General features: G+C 33.7%; 28 protein-coding genes. 17 read left to right on the forward strand and 11 right to left on the reverse strand.

Translation table 11 applies throughout. The features are described from left to right. The first annotated feature begins 18 nt into the window (after positions 1–18). The 5 genes from AMO19_RS07375 (at position 19) to ccsB (ending at position 4905) form a co-directional block, all read left to right on the forward strand. Positions 19–732: a M15 family metallopeptidase gene (locus tag AMO19_RS07375; protein WP_075507919.1), complete on the forward strand. Its 714-nt coding sequence runs from the start codon at positions 19–21 to the stop codon at positions 730–732. A gap of 129 nt (positions 733–861) precedes the next feature. Then, positions 862–2658 (forward strand): translational GTPase TypA, encoded by a 1797-nt coding sequence (typA, locus tag AMO19_RS07380; protein ID WP_025923065.1) that lies wholly within the window; start codon positions 862–864, stop codon positions 2656–2658. 11 nt (positions 2659–2669) lie between these two features. Continuing rightward, positions 2670–3038: a DUF309 domain-containing protein gene (locus AMO19_RS07385; RefSeq protein WP_075507920.1), complete on the forward strand. Its 369-nt coding sequence runs from the start codon at positions 2670–2672 to the stop codon at positions 3036–3038. Between the two features lie 94 nt (positions 3039–3132). Then, on the forward strand, positions 3133–3861 hold the full coding sequence (gene lptB / locus AMO19_RS07390) for an LPS export ABC transporter ATP-binding protein (protein ID WP_075507921.1): 729 nt from the start codon (positions 3133–3135) through the stop codon (positions 3859–3861). A gap of 114 nt (positions 3862–3975) precedes the next feature. After that, positions 3976–4905: a c-type cytochrome biogenesis protein CcsB gene (ccsB, locus tag AMO19_RS07395; protein WP_075507922.1), complete on the forward strand. Its 930-nt coding sequence runs from the start codon at positions 3976–3978 to the stop codon at positions 4903–4905. 27 nt (positions 4906–4932) lie between these two features. Here ccsB and rpe read toward each other — a convergent pair whose 3' ends face one another. After that, entirely contained in the window at positions 4933–5691 is a 759-nt protein-coding gene (gene rpe, locus AMO19_RS07400; RefSeq protein WP_075507923.1) for a ribulose-phosphate 3-epimerase, read from the reverse strand. A gap of 187 nt (positions 5692–5878) precedes the next feature. On the opposite strand from rpe, the gene glpX reads away from it, so the two are divergent. The 7 genes from glpX to AMO19_RS07435 all read left to right on the forward strand — a co-directional run bounded on the left by glpX (position 5879) and on the right by AMO19_RS07435 (position 12829). Beyond that, entirely contained in the window at positions 5879–6880 is a 1002-nt protein-coding gene (glpX, locus tag AMO19_RS07405) for a class II fructose-bisphosphatase (RefSeq protein WP_075507924.1), read from the forward strand. A gap of 18 nt (positions 6881–6898) precedes the next feature. Continuing rightward, the gene (locus AMO19_RS07410; RefSeq protein WP_075507925.1) at positions 6899–8209 is read left to right on the forward strand and encodes a glutamyl-tRNA reductase; all 1311 of its coding nucleotides are present in this window, start codon (positions 6899–6901) and stop codon (positions 8207–8209) included. Between the two features lie 130 nt (positions 8210–8339). Then, positions 8340–9635, forward strand: a complete 1296-nt coding sequence (locus tag AMO19_RS07415) for a glucose-1-phosphate adenylyltransferase (protein WP_075507926.1) — start codon at positions 8340–8342, stop codon at positions 9633–9635. 95 nt (positions 9636–9730) lie between these two features. Continuing rightward, positions 9731–11149: an NADP-dependent phosphogluconate dehydrogenase gene (gene gndA / locus AMO19_RS07420; protein WP_075507927.1), complete on the forward strand. Its 1419-nt coding sequence runs from the start codon at positions 9731–9733 to the stop codon at positions 11147–11149. Beyond that, complete coding sequence (gene pgl / locus AMO19_RS07425) at positions 11137–11874, forward strand: 6-phosphogluconolactonase (RefSeq protein WP_075507928.1); 738 nt, start codon at positions 11137–11139, stop codon at positions 11872–11874. Before gndA ends, pgl begins: the two co-directional genes overlap by 13 nt. A gap of 30 nt (positions 11875–11904) precedes the next feature. After that, positions 11905–12453, forward strand: coding sequence for a CIA30 family protein (locus AMO19_RS07430; protein WP_075507929.1), 549 nt, complete (start codon positions 11905–11907; stop codon positions 12451–12453). After that, a complete protein-coding gene (locus AMO19_RS07435) occupies positions 12443–12829 on the forward strand; it encodes a coat-like protein (protein ID WP_075507930.1) in 387 nt (128 codons plus the stop codon). The genes AMO19_RS07430 and AMO19_RS07435 overlap by 11 nt, the downstream gene beginning before the upstream one ends. A gap of 21 nt (positions 12830–12850) precedes the next feature. Here AMO19_RS07435 and ilvD read toward each other — a convergent pair whose 3' ends face one another. The 3 genes from ilvD to AMO19_RS07450 are packed head-to-tail and all read right to left on the reverse strand — an operon-like array spanning position 12851 to position 15485. After that, positions 12851–14524, reverse strand: coding sequence for a dihydroxy-acid dehydratase (ilvD, locus tag AMO19_RS07440; RefSeq protein WP_075507931.1), 1674 nt, complete (start codon positions 14522–14524; stop codon positions 12851–12853). Positions 14525–14547: 23 nt separating this feature from the next. Continuing rightward, complete coding sequence (locus AMO19_RS07445; RefSeq protein WP_011376338.1) at positions 14548–14838, reverse strand: hypothetical protein; 291 nt, start codon at positions 14836–14838, stop codon at positions 14548–14550. A 29-nt stretch (positions 14839–14867) separates the two neighbouring features. Beyond that, positions 14868–15485: a uracil phosphoribosyltransferase gene (locus AMO19_RS07450; RefSeq protein ID WP_075507932.1), complete on the reverse strand. Its 618-nt coding sequence runs from the start codon at positions 15483–15485 to the stop codon at positions 14868–14870. A 63-nt stretch (positions 15486–15548) separates the two neighbouring features. On the opposite strand from AMO19_RS07450, the gene AMO19_RS07455 reads away from it, so the two are divergent. The 5 genes from AMO19_RS07455 (at position 15549) to purQ (ending at position 18365) form a co-directional block, all read left to right on the forward strand. Next, entirely contained in the window at positions 15549–16061 is a 513-nt protein-coding gene (locus AMO19_RS07455; RefSeq protein ID WP_075507933.1) for a pentapeptide repeat-containing protein, read from the forward strand. A 9-nt stretch (positions 16062–16070) separates the two neighbouring features. Beyond that, on the forward strand, positions 16071–17135 hold the full coding sequence (locus AMO19_RS07460) for a GTP-binding protein (RefSeq protein WP_075507934.1): 1065 nt from the start codon (positions 16071–16073) through the stop codon (positions 17133–17135). Between the two features lie 46 nt (positions 17136–17181). Further along, positions 17182–17346, forward strand: a complete 165-nt coding sequence (locus AMO19_RS08640) for a hypothetical protein (RefSeq protein ID WP_179850538.1) — start codon at positions 17182–17184, stop codon at positions 17344–17346. Positions 17347–17443: 97 nt separating this feature from the next. Beyond that, on the forward strand, positions 17444–17698 hold the full coding sequence (purS, locus tag AMO19_RS07465; protein WP_075507935.1) for a phosphoribosylformylglycinamidine synthase subunit PurS: 255 nt from the start codon (positions 17444–17446) through the stop codon (positions 17696–17698). A gap of 1 nt (position 17699) precedes the next feature. Further along, complete coding sequence (gene purQ / locus AMO19_RS07470; protein ID WP_075507936.1) at positions 17700–18365, forward strand: phosphoribosylformylglycinamidine synthase subunit PurQ; 666 nt, start codon at positions 17700–17702, stop codon at positions 18363–18365. A gap of 50 nt (positions 18366–18415) precedes the next feature. Here the strand turns inward: purQ and fba are convergent, their stop codons facing one another. The 7 genes from fba to leuB all read right to left on the reverse strand — a co-directional run bounded on the left by fba (position 18416) and on the right by leuB (position 25382). Further along, positions 18416–19489, reverse strand: a complete 1074-nt coding sequence (gene fba, locus AMO19_RS07475) for a class II fructose-bisphosphate aldolase (RefSeq protein WP_011376344.1) — start codon at positions 19487–19489, stop codon at positions 18416–18418. Between the two features lie 147 nt (positions 19490–19636). Continuing rightward, the gene (locus tag AMO19_RS07480) at positions 19637–20704 is read right to left on the reverse strand and encodes a class I fructose-bisphosphate aldolase (RefSeq protein WP_075507937.1); all 1068 of its coding nucleotides are present in this window, start codon (positions 20702–20704) and stop codon (positions 19637–19639) included. Positions 20705–20807: 103 nt separating this feature from the next. Further along, the gene (locus AMO19_RS07485) at positions 20808–21905 is read right to left on the reverse strand and encodes a Gfo/Idh/MocA family protein (RefSeq protein ID WP_075507938.1); all 1098 of its coding nucleotides are present in this window, start codon (positions 21903–21905) and stop codon (positions 20808–20810) included. After that, entirely contained in the window at positions 21905–22300 is a 396-nt protein-coding gene (locus tag AMO19_RS07490; protein WP_075507939.1) for a hypothetical protein, read from the reverse strand. Before AMO19_RS07490 ends, AMO19_RS07485 begins: the two co-directional genes overlap by 1 nt. Before the next feature lies 1 nt (position 22301). Continuing rightward, entirely contained in the window at positions 22302–23183 is an 882-nt protein-coding gene (accD, locus tag AMO19_RS07495) for an acetyl-CoA carboxylase, carboxyltransferase subunit beta (RefSeq protein WP_075507940.1), read from the reverse strand. A 139-nt stretch (positions 23184–23322) separates the two neighbouring features. Next, positions 23323–24219: a phosphoribulokinase gene (locus tag AMO19_RS07500; protein WP_025881193.1), complete on the reverse strand. Its 897-nt coding sequence runs from the start codon at positions 24217–24219 to the stop codon at positions 23323–23325. Between the two features lie 89 nt (positions 24220–24308). After that, on the reverse strand, positions 24309–25382 hold the full coding sequence (gene leuB, locus AMO19_RS07505; protein ID WP_075507941.1) for a 3-isopropylmalate dehydrogenase: 1074 nt from the start codon (positions 25380–25382) through the stop codon (positions 24309–24311). Positions 25383–25384 lie beyond the last annotated feature (2 nt).

Below are 25384 nucleotides of genomic sequence, written 5' to 3' on the forward strand. Positions count from 1 at the left end.
CAAATTCACATATAAATATTGGAACTAAACAAAGATATCGATCAATTTGATATACCGCTTGCCAAAAGAACTTACCTAAATAATCCAAATTCAAGATTATTAAAAAAATTATTAATATTTTCTCCATTTCTTTTTCTTATGTTTTCTTTCATTGCATTGCGATTAATTAGAAATATAGAATCAATACCACTTAATAATCTCAAATTTCAGGTTGAAAGAAATCATGATGCCAGAATTTTAGGCCATCTTCCTTATAAGGAAACTCCTAAAGAGAAACTAGTTTTAATTGAGCCTAATATTGAAGTTCATATTGATATGCGCGATTCTCTACTAAAGATGAGAGATGAAGCCAAAAAGGATGGGATATATTTGGTCTTCTTGAGTGGTTATAGATCAATAAATTTGCAAAACAATATCTTTTATTCTTTAAAATCTATTAGAAATCAAGAAGCAGCTGAAAGAGCTAGAGTTTCAGCCCCTCCAGGATATTCTGAACATAGTACAGGTTTCGCAATCGATATTGGTGATGCTACTCAAAGAGAGACAGACTTTGAAAACGACTTTGAAAATACTGATGCCTTTAAATGGCTCATAAAAAATGCAGCCAAGTTTCACTTTAAGTTATCGTTCAATAAAGGTAATAAATATATAAATTACGAACCCTGGCATTGGAGATATGAGGGTTCAATTGAAGCATTAAAAGTTTTTGAAAGCGCAAATAGAAAATTATAAATCTAATTGACTGATTTAATTATTCAATTAGATTATATTTTTCAAAGTCTTAAAGAGAAAATTCTCATAATAAGCATACTTTGAGTTAGCCTTAATAAAGTCAAACTACTATTCATATAAATTCTATAAATGTCATCTTCGATAAAAGAAATTAGAAATGTTGCAATTATTGCTCACGTAGATCATGGGAAGACAACACTTGTAGATGCATTGTTATCTCAATCAGGAATATTTAGAGACAATGAAGTTATCCCTACATGTGTAATGGATTCAAATGATCTTGAGAGAGAAAGGGGGATAACAATTCTCTCAAAAAATACCGCAGTTAACTATAAAGACACCAGAATTAATATTATAGACACACCTGGACATGCAGATTTTGGAGGGGAAGTTGAGAGGGTTTTGGGAATGGTTGATGGTTGTCTACTTATTGTTGATGCAAATGAGGGACCTATGCCTCAAACAAGATTTGTTTTAAAAAAAGCATTAGAAAAAGGACTTAGGCCTATAGTCTTTGTAAATAAAATTGATAGACCACGAGTAGTACCAGAAATAGCAATTGATAAGGTCCTTGATTTGTTTTTGGAGTTAGGAGCTGATGATGATCAATGTGATTTCCCTTATCTTTTTGGGAGCGGTTTATCTGGTTTCGCAAAAGAAGAAATGGAATCTAATAGTGACAATATGATGCCTCTTTTTGAGGCTATTATCAGACACGTTCCTCCTCCAGTAGGTGATTCTAATAAGCCTCTTCAGCTACAAATAACAACTTTGGACTATTCTGATTTCTTAGGCAGAATAGTAATTGGAAAGATCCACAATGGGACTATAAAAAATGGCCAACAGGCTAGCTTAATAAAAGAAAACGGAAAAACTATTAAAGGTAAGGTTAGTAAACTTTTAGGATTTGAAGGATTACAAAGAATTGATATAAATGAAGCATTTGCAGGTGATATTGTTGCTGTTTCTGGTTTTGATGACGTCAATATTGGTGAGACCATAGCATGTCCCGATTCTCCTCATCCTCTTCCATTAATCAAAGTTGATGAACCTACCTTAAATATGACTTTTGTTGTAAATGATTCACCATTTGCAGGTAAGGAAGGGAAATTTGTTACTAGTAGACAATTAAAAAATAGATTGGAGAGGGAACTTTTAACAAATGTTGCCTTGAGAGTAGAAGAAACTGATTCTCCTGACAGGTTTTCAGTTTCAGGAAGAGGAGAATTACATCTAGGGATATTGATTGAAACTATGAGAAGAGAGGGTTTTGAGTTTCAAATCTCACAACCTCAAGTAATTTTCAGAGAAATTGATAATGTTGAATGTGAGCCTATAGAGACTTTGGTTTTAGATGTACCTGAAGTGTCTGTTGGTTCTTGCATCGAAAAACTTGGATCTAGAAAGGCAGAGATGAAAAACATGCAGACAAGTTCAGATGGTAGAACTCAATTAGAATTTCTTGTACCATCAAGAGGCTTAATTGGATTTCGCGGGGAATTTGTAAGAATAACCAGAGGTGAAGGTATCATGAGTCATTCTTTTTATGAATACAAACCTAAAACAGGAGACTTTGAAACAAGAAGGAATGGCGTTCTTATAGCTTTTGAGGAAGGTGTGGCCACATTTTATGCTTTAAAAAATGCTGAAGATAGGGGAGTATATTTCATTAAACCTGGAATTAAAGTTTATAAGGGAATGATAATTGGAGAGAATAATCGACCTCAAGATCTTGAGTTGAATATATGTAAAACTAAGCAGTTGACCAATATGAGGTCTGCAGGGGCAGAAGAACTTGATACTTTGCAGTCACCTGTTGATATTACCCTTGAAAGAGCACTCGAATATATTGGTCCTGATGAAATGCTTGAGGTAACACCGGATTCAATAAGAATGAGAAAAATTAATAAAAAGAAAAGAAATTAATAATTAATTTCATGAACGAAGAAAGTACAAATAGTTTTAAAGATTCTCTTTTTACTGCTTTAAATCTTTTTAATAATCATGAATGGTATGAGGCTCATGATGCTTTTGAAGAAATATGGAATACCGTTGATGGAGACGAAAGACAAGTTATCCAGGGAATTTTACAAGTATCTGTTTCTCAGTTTCACTTAAGTAAGGGTAATTTAAATGGAGCCACTATTTTGCTTGGAGAGGGTTTAGGTAGGATAAAAACTAGAACCAAGATTAATTTAGGAATTGATCTTGAATCCTTCTGCCAATGTTTGGAGGATTTATTGAGGAAATTACAATATAAAGAGCTATTAAATGAGAGCGATAAGCCTTTTTTGAAACCTCTTTGATGATTATGATTATATCTTTATCTTCAATGGAATTTTTATTTTCTATCCAATTATTTTTTCAAGAAAACAAGAAAACTAATCGATCTCAAGAAAAATGAACCTAAAGATTCATAATGTTTCCCTTTCAATTAAGGGAAGATTAATCGTAAATGATGTCTCCATAACTGTAAATCCAGGGGAAGTTGTAGGTTTGATGGGACCTAATGGCGCAGGGAAAACTACCACTTTTAATCTCGCAGTTGGGAATATAAAACCTGATAAAGGTGAAATTTTAATGAATGGGAAAAATATAACCAAACTTCCTCTCCCAATCAGATCAAGACTTGGGTTAGGTTATTTAACTCAAGAAGCAAGTATATTTAGAAACCTAACTGTTAAGGATAATATAGATTTGGCTTTGCAAAATTCATCTTATAGTCGGGCGGCAATTAGAAATAGAAGAGAACAATTAATCAATGAATTTAATTTGAATAACTTTGTAGATAATTATGGTTACCAACTTTCAGGAGGAGAGAGGAGGAGGTGCGAAATAGCTAGGGCTCTAACTGTAGGGAGAAAAGGACCTAAATATTTGTTATTGGATGAACCTTTTGCTGGGATCGATCCTCTAGCTGTTAATGATCTAAAGAAACTAATTCTTAAGTTAAGTATTGATGGGGTCGGGATTCTTATTACAGACCATAATGTGAGGGAAACCCTTTTAATTACAAACAAATCATATGTATTAAGTGAAGGAAAAATTTTAGCTTACGGTTCATCAAGTGAATTAGCTGATAATCCAATAGTCAAGAAGTATTATCTAGGAGATAATTTCAAACTTTGAAATGCTTTTTTAAAAATAAATTAAAACTTTATTATTAAAGTTTTACTCAAATAAGAATGATTTTAATTATTATTTGGTTGTCATTAAATATTAAAACTTGAGAAATTTCTTGAGATGATACTAGATAATTTTTTTAAAAATTTAATATATGAACCGGTTTCAGTTTTAGGCCTTTTAGTTTTTTATTTTTTATTGATTAACTTACCAATATCTTTGGGTGCAGTTTTTAAAAAAAAGTCTTCTTCTGCTGTAAGACTTATTACGATTTTAGTGAACTTATTGATAACATTACAATTACTTTTTAGGTGGTCAATTTCTGGGCACTTTCCTATCAGTAATTTGTACGAATCTCTTTATTTCCTTACTTGGGGTATCACATTAGGTCAACTATTGGTTGAGAGAGAATACCAAGCTCCAATAATTCCCTCAATTGCTATACCTATTGAGTTACTGACTGTGGCTTTTGCTTGTTTTGTTTTACCTGAGGATTTAAAATTATCGTCAAACTTAGTTCCAGCTTTAAGGTCTAGTTGGTTAGTAATGCATGTTAGTGTCGTAATGCTTAGTTATGCAGCATTAATAATAGGTTCTTTACTTTCAATGTCCGTGCTGTTTATTAATAAAAATAAGCCGCTTCAAATCAGAAGTAGTTCTACCGGTATAGGAGGATTTAAAATTTCAAATAGCTATCCTGTAAATGATTTAGTTGAACCTATTGATTTTTCTCATTCAGAAGAATTAGATACATTAAGTTATCGTTCTATATTAATCGGCTTTGTTCTTTTGACCCTTGGTTTAATTTCAGGTGCGGTCTGGGCTAATGAGGCTTGGGGCACATGGTGGAGTTGGGATCCAAAAGAAACATGGGCATTTATCTCCTGGTTATTTTATGCCGCTTATCTGCATATGAGAATAAGCAAGGGTTGGCAAGGACGTAGACCAGCATTATTAGCATCTACAGGCTTTTTAGTAGTTTTAGTATGTTATTTAGGAGTTAATTTCTTAGGAATAGGGTTACATAGTTATGGCTGGATATTTGGGTGATTTGTTAATCTCCCGGAATATTTATATTTATTGAGGTTCAGAAAGAACATTCCCCTTTTGAGCTTCTTGTGCAACTTTTCTCAAGTCATCACATCCCTCTTTTAACGTTGGGTAAGCAAACATTCCACTACCTGCTATAAAACAATTAGCTCCAGCATCTGCACATTGTGAAATAGTCCAATTTGCTTTTATTCCCCCATCTACTTCAATATCGACATTTAAGTTTTTTTCGATAACAAAGTTTCTTATTTCTCTGATTTTATTAAGCATTGTTGGTATATAAGCTTGTCCCCCAAAGCCTGGATTAACTGTCATAACTAAAACATGATCAACCATATCCATAATATTTTTAATCATTTCAAAAGGAGTATGAGGGTTTAATGCAACAGAGGGAGATCCTCCTAAATCTCTTATTCTTCCAAGGACTCTATGCAAATGAATATTTGCTTCGGCATGAGCTATTACTACTCCTGGTTCGCCATTCGCTCCCTTTGTAGCGTTTACATAAGATTCAAGCATGGTTTCACAGTTGTATTGACTTACCATTAATTGAGTTTCAAAAGGGACATTGCAATATTTCCTGCATGCCGAAATCATTTCAGGACCGAATGTAAGATTTGGCACGAAATTCCCATCCATTACATCAAATTGAATTCTATCTACCCCAGCTTCCTCGAGCTCTTTCACACATGCCCCCATATTTGCCCAATCTGCTGGTAAAACTGAAGGAATTATTTGAATTGGTCTATTAACACCAGCTAAATTTGGTTGATTTGACTCAGTCATTTAATTTTTAAAATATTTAATAAAGATACTATATTTAGTTGTTTATTCCTAATTTCAAGTCACGGCCTGATAAAGTATCACCTGTAAAGAGTTAAAAAAAGCTTACTAGCATAATAATTCTCATAAAAAATGTCATGTTTTATGAGATCATACTCAAAACCTTTAAGAAAATCCTCAAAATTTAATTGTGAATCAAACTTTAATTCAAGAAATTCTCGAAGTTGTCGAGCAAGCAGCTATTGCCTCAGCAAAACTAACAGGACTTGGTCAAAAAGATGAAGCTGATGCTGCAGCTGTAGAAGCAATGAGATTGCGAATGGGCAAAATTGAAATGAAAGGGAAAATTGTTATTGGAGAAGGTGAAAGAGATGAAGCACCTATGCTTTATATAGGTGAAGAGGTTGGTAGTGGAAATGGCCCAGGGGTTGACTTTGCAGTAGATCCTTGTGAAGGAACAAATCTTTGTGCGAATAATCAAAGAGGTTCTATGGCGGTTTTAGCTGCTTCTGATACGGGTGGTCTTTTCAATGCGCCTGATTTTTATATGAACAAATTAGCAGCACCTCCTGCGGCCAAAGGTAAAGTAGATATTAGAAATTCAGCTACTGAAAACTTGAAGATACTAAGTGATTGCTTGGGCCTATCTATTGATGAGCTTACTGTAGTTGTAATGGATAGAACTAGGCATAAAGAATTAATTAAAGAGATTCGAGGATGTGGTGCAAAAGTACAACCGATTTCTGATGGTGATGTTCAAGCTGCGATTGCATGTGGTTTTGCAGGTACTGGAACACATTGCTTGATGGGTATAGGTGCAGCTCCAGAGGGTGTTATTTCAGCGGCTGCAATGAGAGCTCTTGGCGGACACTTTCAAGGACAACTAGTTTATGATCCAGCAATCGCTCAAACTTCTGAATGGGCTGATTACACAAAAGAAGGAAATATAAAACGTCTTAATGAAATGGGCATAACAGATATAGATAAAATCTATGAAGCGAATGAATTGGCATCGGGAGAAAATGTTGTTTTCGCTGGAAGTGGAATAACTGATGGATTATTATTTGACGGAGTTAAATTTGAAAGGGATTGTGTTAGAACAAGTAGTCTTGTTATTAGTACATTAGATAGTACTGCAAGGTTCACAAATACTGTCCATATAAAAGATGGTGCTAAGAGTATCAGCCTTTAAAAATTCACTTTTGATTTTATGCATATTGTTGTCGTCGGACTGAGTCATCGCACGGCACCTGTCGAAGTGCGTGAGAAGTTAAGTATTCCTGACCAATCCATAACAGAGTCATTGAAAGCGTTAAAAGCTTTCTCTGATGTATTAGAGGTGTCAATTTTAAGTACTTGTAATAGGCTGGAAATATATGCGCTAGTAAAGGATAAAAATACTGGAATTTCATCAATTAAAGAATTCATATCAGAATATTCTGGAATTATTTTTGAAGATTTAAATCCACATCTTTTTTGCTTTAGACAGGAAGAAGCAGTTTTGCATTTGATGAAAGTCTCGGCAGGACTCGATAGCCTCGTTTTAGGTGAAGGACAAATCCTCTCGCAGGTAAAAAAAATGATGAGATTAGGTCAAGAGAATCAATCTACTGGACCAATTCTTAATAGATTATTAACTCAATCAGTTAGTACAGGTAAAAAAGTAAGATCCGAAACAAATTTAGGAACTGGAGCCGTCTCAATAAGTTCAGCAGCGGTAGAACTAGCTCAATTAAAAATTGGACAAGAAAAGGGTTTTGATACTCTTGTAAGTTTGGAATCAGAGAATGTTCTTGTTGTTGGCGCAGGACGAATGAGTAGGCTTTTAATAACTCATTTAAAATCAAAAGGATGTCATAAACTTATCATTTTAAATAGAAATATTGATAGAGCATTAAATCTTGCTCAAGACTTCCCTGATTTAGAGATTGTTTGTAAAGGGTTAAACGAATTAGAAGAAAACATTTCATTATCTTCGCTTGTTTTCACCAGTACTGCTTCTGAAGAGCCAATTATTGATCTCACAAAAATTGAAAAAATAAATTTGAGTAATAGACTTAAATTTATTGATATTGGTGTTCCGAGAAATATATCTAATGATGTCAAACAACATGAATTTGTAAAATCATTTGATGTTGATGACTTACAAGAGGTCGTTTCAAGAAATCAAGAATTTAGACAGAAAATAGCAAAGGAAGCGGAATCTTTAGTAGAAGAAGAAAGGATCATTTTTCTAGAATGGTGGGCAAGTTTAGAGGCCGTTCCAGTAATTAATAAACTTAGATCAGATTTGGAATTAATTCGAAAAGAGGAATTGCAAAAAGCACTTAGCAGAATGGGACCAGATTTTTCGGCTCGAGAAAGAAAAGTTGTGGAAGCTCTGACTAAAGGAATAATTAATAAAATACTTCATACGCCTGTTACCAAGTTGAGAAGTCCTCAATCAAGAGAAGAAAGACAAGTTTCTTTGAAAATCGTTGAAAAATTGTTTTCTTTGGTAGAAGAGGATAAAAATAACTAACTTTTTTCGATTTATATTAAGTTTTTCCAGTAATTTATCGAAATACCTTTGTAAACTGACCATTTTTATTTCTAAATATGCCCATAATCAGTTACTTTAAATAGTTGTATATCTACCTCCATTAGATTGAATGAAGCGTGTGTTGGCCATAATCCTCGGCGGAGGAAAAGGTTCTAGACTTTACCCTCTAACAAAAATGAGGGCTAAACCTGCTGTGCCATTAGCAGGTAAATATCGTTTGATAGATATTCCGATTAGTAATTGTATAAATTCAGGCATTGAAAAAATGTACGTATTGACCCAGTTCAATAGTGCATCTCTAAATAGACATATAGGAAGAACCTATAATTTAAATGGCCCTTTCGGCCAAGGATTTGTGGAGGTTTTAGCGGCACAACAGACACCTGATAGTCCCAAATGGTTTGAAGGTACTGCTGATGCTGTAAGAAAATACCAATGGTTATTTCAAGAATGGGATGTTGATGAATATTTAATATTGTCAGGTGATCAACTGTACAGAATGGACTACAGTTTATTTGTTCAACATCATAGAGATAATGGTGCTGATTTAACTGTTGCAGCTTTGCCTGTTGATGAGGCCCAGGCAGAAGGTTTTGGCCTAATGAGAACCGATGATGTAGGAAATATTAAAGAATTTAGTGAAAAGCCTACTGGAGAGAAGTTGAAGGCTATGGCAGTAGATACTTCAAAATTTGGATTAAGTAAGGAGTCAGCTGCCGAAAAACCATATTTAGCCTCAATGGGTATTTATGTTTTTAGCAGAAATACTCTTTTTGATCTTCTAAATAAATTTCCTAATTATACGGATTTTGGTAAGGACATAATTCCAGAGGCCCTTAAGAGAGGCGATACTCTTAAAAGTTATGTATTCGATGATTATTGGGAAGATATCGGCACCATTGGGGCATTCTTTGAGTCAAACCTTGCATTGACTGAGCAACCAAAACCTCCATTTAGTTTTTATGATGAGAAATTTCCAATTTATACTAGACCCAGATTTTTACCCCCTTCTAAACTTGTAGATGCTCAAATTACTGATTCAATTGTTTGTGAAGGAACAATTCTGAAGTCATGCAGTATTTTGCATTGTGTTTTAGGTGTAAGAAGCAGAATTGAAAGTGACTCGGTTCTTGAGGATACTCTTGTTATGGGGGCAGATTTCTTTGAATCCCCTGAAGAGAGGATTGCATTAAGAAAAGGGGGCGGAACGCCTCTTGGAGTAGGTGAAGGGACTACTGTAAAAAGAGCAATCCTTGATAAGAATACAAGAATTGGTGATAATGTTGTGATTATTAATAAAGATCGAGTAGAAGAAGCAGATAAGCCAGAATTAGGCTTTTACATCAGGAATGGAATTGTTGTAGTAGTTAAAAATGCAACTATTGCAAACGGAACTGTTATTTAAATCTTTTCCATCATTTTTCGCTGACATAAGTAATTTTTTTGAGCAATTTTGTTGAGTAGCAGGCAAACTATATTTATTGAGTTTTTTAATTTTTTATGTCCAAGGCACATTTTGGTTTAATAGGTCTTGGTGTTATGGGCGAAAATTTAGTTCTTAACGCAGAAAGAAATGGATTTTCAAGTGTAGTTTTTAATAGGACTTACTCAAAAACTGAAGAATTTTTACAAGGTCGTGGCCTCGGGAAGAATATAGAAGGAGCTGAAACTCTTCAAGAATTTGTGAACAAGCTAGAAAGACCTAGAAGAATTCTCATGATGGTAAAAGCTGGGCCAGCAACAGATGCTGTCATTGATAATATTTCTGGATATCTCGAGGAAGGAGATTTATTAATAGATGGTGGTAACTCTCAATTCAAAGATACTGAAAGAAGGGTGAATACTCTTGAAAGTAAAAGTTTTGGATACATTGGGATGGGAGTCTCTGGAGGTGCCAAAGGAGCTCTAGAGGGTCCAAGTATGATGCCCGGTGGTACTAAGGCTTCATATGATGCAATAGAAAGCTTACTAACAAAAATGGCTGCCAAAGTTGAAGACGGACCATGTGTTGCATATGTTGGACCAGGAGGCTCAGGTCATTTTGTAAAAACTGTTCATAACGGAATTGAATATGGAATTGAACAAATACTTGCAGAAGCATATGACCTTATGAAGAGAGTCAAAGGTATGAATGGACAGCAGATGTCAGAGGTATTTGGTATCTGGAATAATACTGATGAATTAGCTTCTTATCTTGTTGAAATAACAGAGATTTGTCTAAATACAAAAGATGAGATTACTGGAGATGATGTCGTGGAAAAAATATTAGATAAAGCTGGCCAGAAAGGTACAGGTTTATGGACTGTTGTAAGTGCTCTAGAACTTGGGGTATCAGTCCCAACTATTTATGCATCTTTAAATGCAAGAGTAATGAGTTCTTTAAAAGAGCAACGTAGTGAGATTGAAAAAACTATTCCTTCTAAAGAGATAGAGGATTTTGATTTAGGGACTATATCAGATGGAATGAAACCTTTATTTGATGCTGTGGTCCTTGCCACAATTGCTAGCTATTCCCAAGGTATGGATATTTTAAGAGAAGCATCTGCAGTATATAACTATGGTTTGAATATGCCGTCAATTGCTCAAATATGGAAAGGTGGTTGCATAATTAGATCAAAATTATTAAGTAAAATTCAAGATGCTTATAACAAAGACCCTGATCTGAAAAATTTAATTTTTGATGATTGGTTTAATAATGAAATTGCGACAAGATTAGATAACTTAGCTAAGGTAGTTTCTCTATCCACAAAGGCAGGTATACCAGTCCCATGTTTATCCAGTACTTTAGATTATTTGAATAGTTATAGAACAAATAGACTTCCTCAGAATCTTGTTCAGGCAATGAGAGATTGTTTTGGCTCTCATACATATGAAAGAATTGATAAGGAAGGTAGTTTTCATACTGAATGGATGAAATGATTGAAAAGGTCAAAAATGGATACACCTTAAATATATACAAAGACAAGTTAGAACTATCAAAAGCGGTTTTTAAGTTTATTCAAAGCCACATTATTTATACTTTAAAAAAGAAAGACAGGTTCAAATTTTGTGTAAGTGGAGGTTCAACTCCTAAATCTGTGTATCATCTTTTATCTAATAATGATCTTCGATGGGACATGGTTGATGTCTTTTTAGGAGATGAAAGATGTGTTGATCCAAATTCAGAATTAAGTAACTCGTTAATGTTGAGAAATTCTTTATTAACTAATTTTGGATCTAAAGCTTATTTTTATGAAATTTTCAATGATATAAACGCTGATGATGAAACTACCAAAAATCAATTTATTTCAAAATTATTTGAAAAATGCGAATCAAACCCTCCCTCATTTGATTTGACTTTATTAGGTCTTGGAGACGATGGTCATACAGCTTCACTATTTCCTTATCAAAAAAATAACAATGTAGATGATTTTGTGATTTTTAATGAAGGCAAAGGATTAAAAAGAATTTCATTAACGCCAAAGGTCCTTTCAGCCTCATCAAAAATAGTATTTTTGGTTAGTGGAGCTAATAAAAGAATTGCTCTTGAGAGGTTGTTAGATGAAAAAGAGCCTCCAGATAGAACACCATCAAAATTAATAAAATCTATTAATCAAATATCAGTATTTTGCGATCAGGATTCAGCAAAAGAATTAGAAATTTAGTTAAAGTCTATTAATAATTTAAATTATTTAATGAGTAAGAAAAAATTTTTATTCCAGAAAAAGGAGTTTGATGGTTGGAAAACATTAAATGACACTGTTATGGGCGGATCAAGTTCAGCTTTTTGTGAAATTTTAAATTCTGGTTTGTTATTAAAGGGTAATATTGTCGAGAAAGCTGGAGGATTTGTTAGTTGTAGATCGCCTATTTATAAACCCTCCTTAAATGTATCTGAATATTCATCCTTCGAATTAAATATTGATGGACAAGGAAGAACTTTTAAATTTGCTGTTGCTTGCGAAGATGATCTTCTTGGACTAACAGAATTTATTCCTGGTGGTCTTAGATGGATTAAATCATTCCCAACAAAAAAATTCGGAACAACAAATGTTCAAATTCCGTTTAGTGAGCTAAAACCTTCAGTAAGAGCTAATAAGGTACGGTTCCCATTTAAATTCAAGCCTTCTAAAATCAGAAGATTGCAACTACTACACTCTAAGTTTGGTGATGATGGATTACTTAATAATGAGTTTAAACAGGGTTCCATAAAAGTTTTAATTAAATCAATAAGTGTTATTTGAAAATCGATCTAAAAATATAGAGAGCTTAATCGCTAAGTCAGCAGATTTAACAAATAAACCTTTTGTGCATTCTGTCGTAAAAATAAATGGTGAATACGAAATTGAAGAAGAAGATATTGATTTGACGGTTAATATCTTATGTCGAGATAAAGAAGGTAAAAGATTAGAAATTTATGATCTTGAATTAGAGCTTTTTAAATCCAATAAAGAGTTAGTTTTAGTTATCTCTAAGCTTAATTTTCCTGATGAACCTATATTGTGGTGTGGAGTTAAAACATTGTGGATGAATAGCAATAATGGGAAAAAATGTGACTCACCAAAATACAGCGCTAGATTGGAAAATCTAGCAAATAGGATAAAAAGCTTTATTGATTAAGTAAATAAACTTTGAGCTGATCTATAAATCAGTAACAGCCCCTAAACTTGATGTGCTTACGATTTTCGAATATTTTGAAAGTATCCCTCTTTTGTATTTTGGTTTAGGCTTTAACCAATCCTTTTTTCTTTTTTCTAATTCTTCGTCAGATAAATCAACTTCAATAAGTTGCTTTATAGCATCTACTGTAATTAAATCACCTTGTTTTATTAGAGCAATATTTCCGCCAACAGCAGCCTCTGGGGCTATATGACCCACAACCAGACCATAAGTACCCCCGCTAAATCTGCCATCGGTAATTAAAGCTACCTTCTCTCCGAGGCCTTGACCAACAATTGCAGATGTTGGAGCTAACATCTCTCTCATACCTGGTCCTCCTACAGGCCCTTCGTTTCTAATAACAACAACATCGCCAGCTTTGATATCATTATTCAATATCGATTTTAAACAATCCTCTTCACTCTCAAAAATCTTGGCTGGACCTGTTAATACAGGGTTTTTTACTCCGCTAATTTTAGCTACGGAACCTTCGCTCGCTAAGTTTCCTTTTAATATCGCTAGGTGCCCCTTTTGATAAAGAGGGTTTTCTATGTCTCTTATGACATTTTGATTTGTTGGAGGCTTATCTGGAATATTCTGTAAGTATTCTGAGATGGTTTTACCTTCAATATTTTTGCAATCGCCATGAATCAATCCTGCATTCAAAAGTATTTTCATTACTTGTGGAATCCCACCTGCATTATGAAGATCAACCGTCACATATTTACCACTCGGTTTAAGGTCACAAATAACGGGTACTTTTTGTCTGATTCTCTCAAAATCATTAATGTTGATATCTATTCCTGCAGTATTTGCAATGGCTAAGATGTGCAATACCGCATTTGTTGATCCTCCAATTGCCATGATTACTGATATGGCATTTTCAAATGCTTTCTTTGTCATTAGGTCTAGAGGTCTTATATCTTTTTCTATTGCAGAGACTAATATCTCAGCACTTTTATCCGCACTTATTTCTTTTTCAAGATCTTCAGCAGACATCGTAGAACTGTGAGGAAGACTTAACCCTAATACTTCAATAACTGCAGACATTGTATTAGCTGTAAACATCCCTCCACAACTACCAGCACCAGGAATACAATTTTTCTCAACTTGCATAAGCCTTTCTTCATTAATTTTGCCTGATGTTAATTGTCCAACAGCTTCAAATGCACTAACCACAGTAAGATCTTCTCCATGCAACTTTCCAGGTTTTATTGTCCCTCCATAAATGAAAATTGCGGGAATATTCATTCTTGCAATCGCGATCATTGCACCAGGCATATTTTTGTCACATCCACCTATAGCAAGCACTCCATCCATACTCTGAGCATTGCATGCTGTTTCAATTGAATCAGCAATAACTTCTCTTGAAACTAGGGAATATTTCATGCCCTCTGTTCCCATAGAAATGCCATCACTTACTGTTATAGTTCCAAACATCTGAGGCATCCCACCTGATCTTTTTATTGACTCTTCAGCTTTAAGAGCTAGCTTATTTAAACCTATATTGCATGGCGTTATGGTGCTGTATCCATTCGCAACTCCAATAATTGGTTTATTAAAATCTTCATCATTAAATCCAACAGCTCTTAACATCGATCTGTTAGGGGATCTTTGCACACCTTGGGTTATTGCAGATGATCTGAGTTTATTCATATTATTTGAGAACCCTTTTTATTCTATTGTCCCAACTCTTCAAGTTGCTTCCTCACATCAGCAATTGCAGAATTTAGTTGTTCAACTTTCTTCTCCAAATTCTCTCCTTCAACTTCATTTATATTTTCATTTGAATCAATCGCTTCAGAACCGTCTTGAATTCTGGAGGAATACATCATTGCTTTTTGTTTTTTTTCCTCCTTTCTTTTGTCTGCTTCGGAAATTAACCACCAAGCTAGACCTGCTGCTCCAATAAAAGCACCGCTTATTAATGATAAAAGATTATTTGAAGACGAATCTCTGTATTCAGACATTGGCAAAATATTTACTCCTATATTCTATATTAGTTCTTATCTTGAAATATAGTACTTAAACGCGATAAAGGATTCCCAATACCGGGTACTAATAATGGTGTTTTTTCGTCTTCCTCATCTATGCAAGAAGTGTAAATTACCTGATTAGGGAATAATTTTGCAATTTCATTTAACCCTTTATTTGAGCAAATAGCAGTTATTAAAAGAATCCTATTTGAATCAACACCTAATTCCCTTAATTTAATTAAAGTTTCTAATGTTGCTGATTTTGTCGTTATTTGTTCTGAATAAAATATAACTCCTTCATTTGATTCGATAGTTTTAGGAAGTTCTCCTAATGAGAGGGTTGAATTAGGAATTACTTCTTTAGATCCAAACCAAAGAGATAACCCTTCCGGCAACATTGCGATCACTTTTATTGGATAATCATTATTAATAAAGAATCCATCTGCATCCCCATTATCAGTATTTACTATTTCTTTTTTATATGGCAGCCAACTACGTAATGCTTCATATGTAAGCCATTTCCCTAATTGCTCATATCCTGTTGAGTACAAAATATTTGGAGTATTTTTTTCTCGCAATATTGAAAGCCAATGTTTTATTAATGGATGAGGAGGAACAATAACCTTTAGTGACATTGCCATATATTTTCCTTTAAGATACTCTTACAAACTTTAAATACTTAAGTTCTAAAATACAGTCTTATTATGATTAAATCAATCGCTTTCCCCTCACTAAAGAATGCATTAATTACTTTGTTGTTCGTTGGGATTTTATTTTTTAACTCTGTACATTCTGCATGGGCTAAAAGACCTCCTGAGATTAGAAACCAGCAAGACCTTAATTTAGAGCCAGATATGCATGGTCAAGATTTAAGCGGTAACGAATACGTTAAGTTTGATTTGAATGGGTTTAATTTCAGTGAAAGTAATTTAGAAGGCGCGGTGTTCAATAATAGTAAATTGCAAAATTCAAAGTTTAATGGAGCCAATTTAAGAGACGCACTAGCTTATGCAACAGATTTTACAGATGCAGATCTTTCGGATGTTAATTTTACAAATGCTTTATTAATGGAGAGTAATTTTGAAGGAGCAAAAATAGATGGTGCAGATTTTACTGATGCTGTTCTTAGTCGTACACAACAAAAACAATTATGTGCGATTGCTAATGGCACAAATAGTTCTACAGGAGAGAGCACAGAATATAGCTTAGGTTGTTAATCATAAAAAATGAAAAAAAAAATACCAGTTATAGTTGTTTCGGGATTCCTTGGCTCAGGTAAAACAACTTTTCTAAGATATCTATTAAAAGAGAGTAATAAAAAATTTGGTTTAATAATTAATGAATTTGGTGATGTTGGAATTGACGGTGATTTGATTAAAAGTTGTGAAAAATGTGATGAATCTGAAGATGACTGCGTAATCGAATTAAACAATGGATGTTTGTGTTGTACTGTACAAGATGATTTTGTTCCATCAATAAAAGCTCTCCTAGAATTTAATCCTCATGTCGAATCAATAATTATCGAAACAAGTGGCTTAGCACTGCCAATTCCCTTAATTCAAGCACTTAACTGGCCTGAGATTAGGTCTTCCATCTACCTTGATGTTGTTGTTTGTATCGTTAATGGAGAATCAATGCTTAATGGTTCACCAATTAATGATCTAAATAAAATAACAAAACAATATAATGAAACTGATAAAATTGATCACAACGCCGATATAGATGAACTTTTTGAGGAGCAACTAGAAGTTTCTGATATCGTTTTAGTCTCTAGATCAGATATCCTAAATGATGATCAGTTTGACGTTGTAAAAAATAAAATAAGAGGAAGTCTAAACAAATCTACACCAGTCCTTAAATCCAAGAATGGCAAAATTGATTTAAATTATTTATTTGATTTTAATTTTAAAAAAGAGACTTATAAAGAATTTTTAACTGAAGAACATGACCATAATCATGTTGAGCTTGTATCAGATTCATTTAAATTAAATTATTTCCTTGAAAAAAATGACTTTGAAAAGGTGATGTCAAAAATCTTGGATGAATTAAACATTCTTCGAATTAAAGGACGTATTTGGATACCAAACAAATCATTGCCTTTACAAATACAAATTGTCGGAAAGAAAATTAATACTTGGTTTGAAGAAGCTCCAGACAATTGTTGGAGACCAAATGATAATGCTGGCCTTGAATTAGTAATAATTTCCTTTGATGAAAAATCTATAAAAACTTTTAATAAAAAAATTAAAGAGAAATTTAAGATTTTAAGCGACCAAAAAATAGCAATTTGACTTTATAGTTAGCTGTCGGGATACTTACTACAGTAGTCAGCTCAAGATGGAAAATCCAAAAATTGCTTTAAAACAAATAATCTCTAATGACGTTACATCAATTGATAAAATAAAATGTTCAAAATGTGGAGGTGCTGGCAATTTTAAAACACCTGAAAATTCAAGAAGAACTTGCTTAGTTTGTTTTGGTAGAGGCTACATAAATATTTAATAACTCAGCAAACCTTAAGTTAAAAATATTTGTTTATTAATCAATAGTACTTTTTATTAAAATTTAAACTAATCTTCTAATAGAAATTAATTTTTAATTGGACCAATTTGCTGTAAAAGTTTTTGTAAGACTAAGGCCCTCAGTTTTAGATCCAGCAGGGGAAGCTACCAAATTTGCTTCTATAAAACTTGGAGCCGAGGGAATAAAATCATTACGTATAGGAAAAATGATTGAGGTTAAAATAGAAGGTAATGGTGAAAACGAAGTAAGAAAAAAAATTGATTTACTGTGTGATAGGTTATTCGCAAATACTGTTATTGAAGATTATGAGTATTCACTAGAAAAATTATAGGATGGATAATTTTACTGTAGGAGTGGTTGTCTTCCCCGGTTCTAATTGTGATCGTGATGTTTCATGGGCATTGGAAGGTTGTTTAGACATAAGAACAAAATACTTGTGGCATGAGTCTTCAGATTTGAGTGATGTAGATGCAATAGTTTTACCTGGAGGATTTAGCTACGGTGATTATCTAAGATGCGGAGCAATTGCGAGATTCTCTCCATTAATAAATGCCTTGGATGAATTTGTTAAAAGCGGGAAAAGAGTTTTAGGAATTTGTAATGGGTTTCAAATTTTGACAGAATCAGGGTTTTTGCCTGGTGCTCTTGTTGCAAATAAAAATCTCAATTTTATCTGTGATGACGTTGAACTTGATATCGTTTCTTCAAAAGGAGGTTGGTTTAATAATGGAGATGAAAAACAAACTATTAAGTTGCCAATTGCGCATGGGGAAGGAAGATATCATTGTGATTCTGATACTTTAAAAAAACTTGTAGATAATGAATTGATCGCTTTGAGATATAAGAATAATCCCAATGGATCCTCATTCGATATCGCAGGCATAACTAATGAAAAGGGAAATGTTCTAGGTTTAATGCCTCATCCAGAGCGAGCATGTGACGAGACAATTGGTGGGACTGATGGTCTCTTTACATTAAAATCATTAATATTGAAATAAAAAAAGACCCCCAATCTTGCAGGTCTTTTTTTATTTAATTTGGGAAGAAATTAAACAGTAGCTTTTACTTTTGGATCTAAATCACCTTTTGCGTAAAGATCAGCAAAATAATTAGTGCTGTTTTGTTTGATTTTACTTGCTTGACCTTCGCACCAGAACTGCTTGTATCTGTCAAGACAAACTTGCTTCATGTATTTTCTAGCAGGCTTGTTGAAATGTCTTGGGTCGAAGTTTGCCTTATCAGCAAATGCTGCTTCTCTAACCGCGGCAGTGAAAGCAAGTCTGTTATCAGTATCAATGTTAACTTTCCTGACTCCATTTCTTATTCCCTCTTGAATTTCTTCAACTGGGACACCGTATGTTTGAGGAATTTCACCACCATATTTGTTAATGATATCTAACCATTCCTGAGGAACTGAACTAGATCCATGCATTACAAGATGGGTATTTGGAAGTGCTTTGTGAATTTCAGCAATTCTGCTTATTGCAAGAACTTCTCCTGTTGGTTTCCTTGTGAATTTATAAGCACCATGACTTGTACCTATAGCAATAGCTAATGCATCGACTTTTGTCTTAGCAACAAAATCTGCAGCTTCTTCAGGATCTGTCAAAAGCATATCTGTAGAAAGTTCACCTTCAAATCCATGACCATCTTCTGCTTCTCCTTTCCCTGTTTCTAATGAACCTAAGCAACCTAGTTCTCCTTCAACACTAACTCCAACTGAATGAGCAAAATCTACTACTTTTTTAGTAACTGCAACATTATATTCGTAACTAGCGGGTGTTTTCGCATCTGCCTCTAGAGAACCATCCATCATTACTGATGTAAAACCATTTATTGCGGCTGAATAACATGTTGATGGTTCATTACCGTGGTCTTGGTGCATTACCACTGGAATATTAGGATATGTTTCTGTTGCGGCAAGGATTAGATGACGTAGGAAAATTTCTCCTGCATAATTTCTTGCCCCTCTTGAAGCTTGGAGGATTACAGGACTATCAGTTTCATATGCTGCTTCCATAATTGCTTGAACTTGCTCAAGGTTATTAACATTGAAAGCTGGAATACCGTAACCATTCTCAGCTGCGTGATCTAAAAGTAGTCTTAGTGGAACGAGGGCCATAATTAAAATAAGTTAAATGCTATATAAAGCATATGTTTCCGAGAGTTTAGTATAAAGAGGTATCAAATGTCACGTCATTAGATATACAAAATACTAAATTAAAGAAACTAATTTTATGACCCAGAGTATATTTTTAGGATTTTTTATTTAGTAAGTGTAGCCTGCCACAAACAATTGCTCATCAGATGAAGGTTGAGATCCTGCTACATAGGAACCTTTTGAAGCTTCAGAGTTTGCCTGGGCTCTTGCAATCAATGCTTTTTGCCCCCCTTCAACGTCGCTTCCTTTCCAGGCCTTTAAGCATGAGTGCTGTAATGCTCTTCCATAGGAGAATGAAACATTCCATAAAGCTTTCCTGTAAAGAGTGTTCATATTATTTAGGTAGACAGAAGCAGCTTCTTCGCTTAACCCTCCTGATAAGAAAACTATTCCAGGAACAGATGCAGGAACGCACCTTTCCATAGTTCTTATTGTCATTTCAGCAACTTTCATAGGATCAGCCTTTGTTGGACAATCTGCTCCATTAACAGTCATAGAAGGTTTTAATAAAGTTCCCTCTAGAAAAACTCCATTTGTCTGACAGGCAATATAAACCTGTTTTATTACCTCTTCTTGGACTTCAGCAGTTTTTTCAATAGTATGGTCGCCGTCCATTAAGATTTCAGGTTCAATAATTGGTACCAAACCAGATTCTTGAACGGATCTTGCATACCTCGCTAATCCCCAGGCATTCTCTTGAATTGATAGTTTTGAAGGACAACCATCATTTGTAATTTGCAGAACTGCTCTCCACTTTGCAAATCTTGCACCTTGTTCATAATATTTTGCGGCTCTTTCAACTAACCCATCTAGGCCAGAGCAAAAAGTTTCTACATCTCCTCCTCCAGGAAGTGGATTTAAACCTTTATCGACCTTAATACCTGGAATAATACCTAAATCATTTAGTTTCTTAACCATTGACTCACCATCTTGGTGATTCTGATAAAGAGTTTCTTCGAAGAGGATTGCACCACTTATATACTTCCCAAGACCTTCTGTGGTAAAAAGCATTCCTCTATATGCCTTCCTATTGTCTTCAGTATTCTCAACGCCAATTCCAGCGAGTCTTTTCCCTACTGTTTTAGTGGATTCATCAACCGCTAATATCCCTTTCCCTTTAAAAGCTAGTAATTGAGCATTCTCTTTAAGCTCATTTTTGTAATAATTTAAAGCCATTCTTTAATAATTCAGTTCAATTGATTTTTCCAGAATATTAAAAAAAAATAAAATCAATCCAATACTTTTTCGGGTAATAATTGCTACTTGTAGATGTATAGCTTTAAATTTTTATTCTTAATCCGCTTTTCGAAGATTCCCTTATAGCTTCGCAAACTTTATGACTCGCCAGTCCCTCACATAATCCTGGAATGATAGGTGTTTGATTAAAAATACTCTCAGCCCATAAATTTTGAATTCTTAAAACTGGAGCAATTCTTCCATCAGTCCATGTTTTTTCAAAATTAAATCTTGAATCTGCAGTTAGATTTTGTATTTTATTTTCGCTGTTTGAATATTTCAAATTAAAACCATGGACATAATCTTTTTGGTTCTCGCTTTTAAGAATAAGTGAACCTTCGCTTCCATATATTTCTAAACTAAATCCTCTACCGTTTTTAGAAATTGATGATAAAGATACCTGACATGGAATAATATTCGAGTTGTAGTTTAATATTTCTATATTGGCTAAACATACATCTTCACTTGTAACATCATTAAAATCAGATGAATTAGCTAAAGGTCTTTTTTTGATTGAAGTTGCTAACTTGCCAGATACATTTATTGATTCTCCAAAAAACCAATTTAACATGTCGAATGCATGAGTACCTAAGGCGCCAATAACTCCTCCACCTTTTTCTTCTAAAGAATACCAATTCCAAGCTCTTTTAGGGTCGGATCTGCTACCCATTAACCAATCTAATTTGACTAAATATATTTCTCCTAAAATATTCTCATCAATAAGTTTTTTTGTCTGAAGGAAAAGGGGTACTGCTCTATATTCAAAATCAACACATACGCTTAAGTTATTAATTAAAGATATCCTCTGAAGCTCTTCTATTTCAGAGGACGATATTGAAACAGGTTTTTCTAGTAGCAAATTTTTATTATTCTCAAGAGCTTGTTTTGCTAATTTAAATCTTGATTCGGGAGGAGTAGCAATAATAATCCCATCAATTTCTTGAGATTTAACTAAGTCTTCCCAATCATGAAAAAACTCTAATCCAGTCTCTTTTCCTAGAATTGATTTTTCCTTTTTGTCATAATGATAAATAGCAACAGGCGTAAAATAATTAGACTCTTTTAACGCTTCTAAATGTACTTTTTTACCAAAACCTAGTCCAGCGATTGCTATTTTTAATTTTTTATTTTTAGAATTCATTATTGTCCATTTATAAACTCTGAACAGCTATTTTCAATAACTACATCTATTAGTTCATCATTATTGGAAGTTTGCCATTTTGAATTGAATTGAGGTATTCCATTTATGGATGTATCTTTAAACTTTTTTTCATCGCAATTAATTCTCATTACATAAAGTGATAACTCTCCCTCATCATCAGAATTAGTTGGATTTTTGAAGAACTTCGTTAAGACACTTATTTCACCATTTGAAAGCGACTTAATACTGCCTTTATCAAGCCATTCTTTCCCTTCATTATTCTCTTTTAGTAGGACCCAGTCAACATTTCCTATTCCATAAGAATATGGAGCAAAATTTAAAACAAAAAATAAAATACTTAAAGAAAGATAAAAGAAATTTGAAATAATTCTCATTTTACATATTTGCTTTTACAAGTTCTTTTACACCATGAATTTTTAAAATTTTAGTCAAAGTATCCTTGAGATCTTTCCTTTTAACTATTACATCTACAAAACCATGCTCAAGCAGATATTCAGCTGTTTGAAAATTATCGGGTAATTTTTCTCTTAATGTTTGTTCTATAACCCTTCTTCCAGCAAAACCAATAAGAGCTTTTGGTTCCGCCAAAATTAAATCACCTAACATGGCAAAGCTTGCTGTTACCCCTCCAGTGGTTGGATGAGTTAGCAAGGGCATATAAAGAAGATTTTTTTCTTTATGTTTTTTTAGTGCTCCAGATATTTTTGCCATTTGCATGAGACTTAACATCCCTTCTTGCATCCTTGCCCCTCCTGATGCGCAAACAATAAGAATTGGAAAATTTTCTAAAGTTGCTTTCTCAATTATCCTTGTAATTTTTTCACCAACTACTGAACCCATGGATCCTCCCATAAATCGAAAATCCATAACAGCTAATGCTAAAGGCATTGAATTTACAGAACAGATACCTGTTACGACTCCATCTCTTAAACCTGTACCTGCTTGACTTTCTTTAATTCGATCAGCATACGCTCTTCTATCTTTAAAACCTAAAGGATCTGTAGGACTCAGTGAACTATCAAACTCCTCGAATGAATTTTTGTCAGCAATTATATTAATCCTTTCATCGCTATTAATCCTATTGTGGTGTCCACAATTACTACAAACATTGAAATTTGAAATGAGGTCTTTTCTATAGGCTACTTGCGAACATTCTGAACATTTAACCCACAAACCATCTCCCTCATCAGTATCTTGCGAAACTTTCCCAACAAATTGATCTTTACGCCTTGCGGCAAACCAGTCGATTAATGACACAATGTTTTCTGTTTTTTCTATTTAAATCTAAATTAGGTACTTTTATCAAGAAAGATATATAAAAATTTGAAATCATCTAGATTAAAAACTCTTCAAAGTAAAAATATATTGATTTGAGTTGATAATCCAAAATTAAATATTATTTGTTTTTCTCCTCAATCATTTTATGAATTATTGGAGTGAGAATTAGTTCCATTGCGAATCCCATTTTTCCTCCATTTACAACGATACTTGTTGGACTTGACATGAATGAATCGTTAATCATTCCAAGCAAGTATTGAAAATCAATCCCCCATTTCTCTCTTGCACCTTTTCTGAAATGTATGATCACAAAGCTCTCATCAGGAGTTGGGATATTCCTGCATATGAAAGGATTAGAGGTGTCAATTGTGGGAATTCTTTGGAAATTAATATCGGTTTTGCTGAATTGTGGGCATATGTGATTTATATAATCAGGCATTCTTCTTAATATAGTATCCACAATGGTTTCCGCTGAGTAACCTCTTTCTGCGTTATCTCTATGGATTTTTTGAATCCACTCTAAATTTGTTATCGGAACAACACCAACAAGTAAATCCGCATAAGAGGCAACATTGTATCCATCACCTTCTACTCCGCCATGCAAACCTTCATAAAAAAGTACATCTGTTCCCTCAGGAATATCTTCCCATGGAGTAAATTGTCCAGGTTCTAAGGATGTCCCAAGTCTTGTATTATGTTCTTCTGCCTCTTCAAGACTATGTAGATAATATCTTTTCTTTCCTCCTCCAGTTTCACCATAGATTTTAAAAAGTTCTTCTAGCTTGTCAAAAAGATTAGCCTCTGGACCAAAATGAGAGAAATTTTCACCTTTTGAAAGAGCGTCTGCCATAGCTTTTTTCATAGGCATTCTTTCAAATCTGTGGTAACTATCACCTTCTACAACTGCAGGAACAATATCCTCTCTGGCAAAAATATGCTCAAAGGCTCTTTTTACTGTACTTGTTCCTGCTCCTGAAGATCCTGTTACAGCAACTACTGGATGACGTTTTGACATTTTTTAAAAACAATATCTCATGATTCTGACAGGTCATATGCCAACTTTATGTTTTACTTGAAAATATTTTTTTATTTATTAATTTTTTTTTAAATTTCATCCATTATTTTATCTCCGATTTCACTACAAGATAAAACTTCAGAAGACCCATCAGCTAAATCTGCTGTTCTAAATCCTTTTGATAAAACTTTATCAATGGCAGTTTCTAAATTTTCTGCGGCTTTTTCTTCATTTAATCCAATTTTTAACATCATGGAAGCAGATAAAAGCATTGCTATAGGATTTGCTATGTTTTTACCTGCTATATCAGGAGCCGAACCATGAACAGGTTCAAAAACTCCTGGTCCATTATTGTTTAGAGAAGCAGATGGAAGCATACCAATAGAACCAGTTAACATTGCGGCTAAGTCGCTTAAAATATCTCCAAATAAATTACTTGTTAAAATTACATCAAATTGACCAGGATCTCTAACTAATTGCATCGCTGCATTATCAACGTACATATTGCTTAGAGATATATTTTTATCTTTTGAAGTGATATTTAAAACTGTATCTCTCCACAATTGACTAACCTCAAGAACATTTGATTTATCAACAGAACATATTTTTTTATTTCTTTGGTTAGCAATTTTTATTGCTATTTCAGTTATTCTCTCTATTTCGGCCGAATCATAAACCATCGTATTGAAAGCTTTTGGGATTTTTGTATTTGTTATATGTCCTCTTGGTTTCCCAAAATAAATTCCCCCTATTAATTCTCTTACAACGATAAGATCTACATGCTCAACGATTTCTTTTTTTAATGTACTTGAATCTAATAGAGATTTTCTTATTTTGACAGGCCTGATATTTGCGAAAAGGTTTAGGGCAGACCTTAACTTTAGTAACCCACTTTCTGGCCTTAATTCTCTTTCAAGAGAGTCATATTTAATATCTCCAACACATGCTAAAAGTACAGCATCACTTTTTTTGCATTGATCTAGTGTCTCATCTGGAGCAGGAGTCCCATATTTTTCATAAGCTATCCCTCCAAATAATTTCTCAATAATCTCAATATCGAAATTATGATTTTTTGAAAGCTTTTTTAAAACTTTTTTTGAAACTTCTGAAATCTCTGGTCCAATTCCGTCTCCTGACAATAAAACAATCTTATATTTCTTCATTT

This window comes from Prochlorococcus marinus, assembly GCF_001180245.1.
Lineage (GTDB): Bacteria > Cyanobacteriota > Cyanobacteriia > PCC-6307 > Cyanobiaceae > Prochlorococcus_A > Prochlorococcus_A marinus_F.

Excerpts from the sequence above, each read along its gene's own strand:
- ilvD (WP_075507931.1), bottom strand. The coding sequence starts at position 14,524 with ATGAATAAACTCAGATCATCTGCAATAACCCAAGGTGTGCAAAGATCC.
- leuB (WP_075507941.1), bottom strand. The coding sequence starts at position 25,382 with ATGAAGAAATATAAGATTGTTTTATTGTCAGGAGACGGAATTGGACCA.
- gndA (WP_075507927.1), top strand. The coding sequence starts at position 9,731 with ATGTCCAAGGCACATTTTGGTTTAATAGGTCTTGGTGTTATGGGCGAA.
- AMO19_RS07460 (WP_075507934.1), top strand. The coding sequence starts at position 16,071 with ATGAAAAAAAAAATACCAGTTATAGTTGTTTCGGGATTCCTTGGCTCA.
- typA (WP_025923065.1), top strand. The coding sequence starts at position 862 with ATGTCATCTTCGATAAAAGAAATTAGAAATGTTGCAATTATTGCTCAC.
- AMO19_RS07450 (WP_075507932.1), bottom strand. The coding sequence starts at position 15,485 with ATGGCAATGTCACTAAAGGTTATTGTTCCTCCTCATCCATTAATAAAA.
- lptB (WP_075507921.1), top strand. The coding sequence starts at position 3,133 with ATGAACCTAAAGATTCATAATGTTTCCCTTTCAATTAAGGGAAGATTA.
- AMO19_RS07490 (WP_075507939.1), bottom strand. The coding sequence starts at position 22,300 with ATGAGAATTATTTCAAATTTCTTTTATCTTTCTTTAAGTATTTTATTT.
- AMO19_RS07480 (WP_075507937.1), bottom strand. The coding sequence starts at position 20,704 with ATGGCTTTAAATTATTACAAAAATGAGCTTAAAGAGAATGCTCAATTA.
- ccsB (WP_075507922.1), top strand. The coding sequence starts at position 3,976 with ATGATACTAGATAATTTTTTTAAAAATTTAATATATGAACCGGTTTCA.
- AMO19_RS07485 (WP_075507938.1), bottom strand. The coding sequence starts at position 21,905 with ATGAATTCTAAAAATAAAAAATTAAAAATAGCAATCGCTGGACTAGGT.
- rpe (WP_075507923.1), bottom strand. The coding sequence starts at position 5,691 with ATGACTGAGTCAAATCAACCAAATTTAGCTGGTGTTAATAGACCAATT.
- AMO19_RS07500 (WP_025881193.1), bottom strand. The coding sequence starts at position 24,219 with ATGTCAAAACGTCATCCAGTAGTTGCTGTAACAGGATCTTCAGGAGCA.
- AMO19_RS07415 (WP_075507926.1), top strand. The coding sequence starts at position 8,340 with ATGAAGCGTGTGTTGGCCATAATCCTCGGCGGAGGAAAAGGTTCTAGA.
- AMO19_RS08640 (WP_179850538.1), top strand. The coding sequence starts at position 17,182 with ATGGAAAATCCAAAAATTGCTTTAAAACAAATAATCTCTAATGACGTT.
- fba (WP_011376344.1), bottom strand. The coding sequence starts at position 19,489 with ATGGCCCTCGTTCCACTAAGACTACTTTTAGATCACGCAGCTGAGAAT.
- purQ (WP_075507936.1), top strand. The coding sequence starts at position 17,700 with ATGGATAATTTTACTGTAGGAGTGGTTGTCTTCCCCGGTTCTAATTGT.
- AMO19_RS07385 (WP_075507920.1), top strand. The coding sequence starts at position 2,670 with ATGAACGAAGAAAGTACAAATAGTTTTAAAGATTCTCTTTTTACTGCT.
- AMO19_RS07445 (WP_011376338.1), bottom strand. The coding sequence starts at position 14,838 with ATGTCTGAATACAGAGATTCGTCTTCAAATAATCTTTTATCATTAATA.
- AMO19_RS07455 (WP_075507933.1), top strand. The coding sequence starts at position 15,549 with ATGATTAAATCAATCGCTTTCCCCTCACTAAAGAATGCATTAATTACT.
- AMO19_RS07430 (WP_075507929.1), top strand. The coding sequence starts at position 11,905 with ATGAGTAAGAAAAAATTTTTATTCCAGAAAAAGGAGTTTGATGGTTGG.
- AMO19_RS07410 (WP_075507925.1), top strand. The coding sequence starts at position 6,899 with ATGCATATTGTTGTCGTCGGACTGAGTCATCGCACGGCACCTGTCGAA.
- pgl (WP_075507928.1), top strand. The coding sequence starts at position 11,137 with ATGGATGAAATGATTGAAAAGGTCAAAAATGGATACACCTTAAATATA.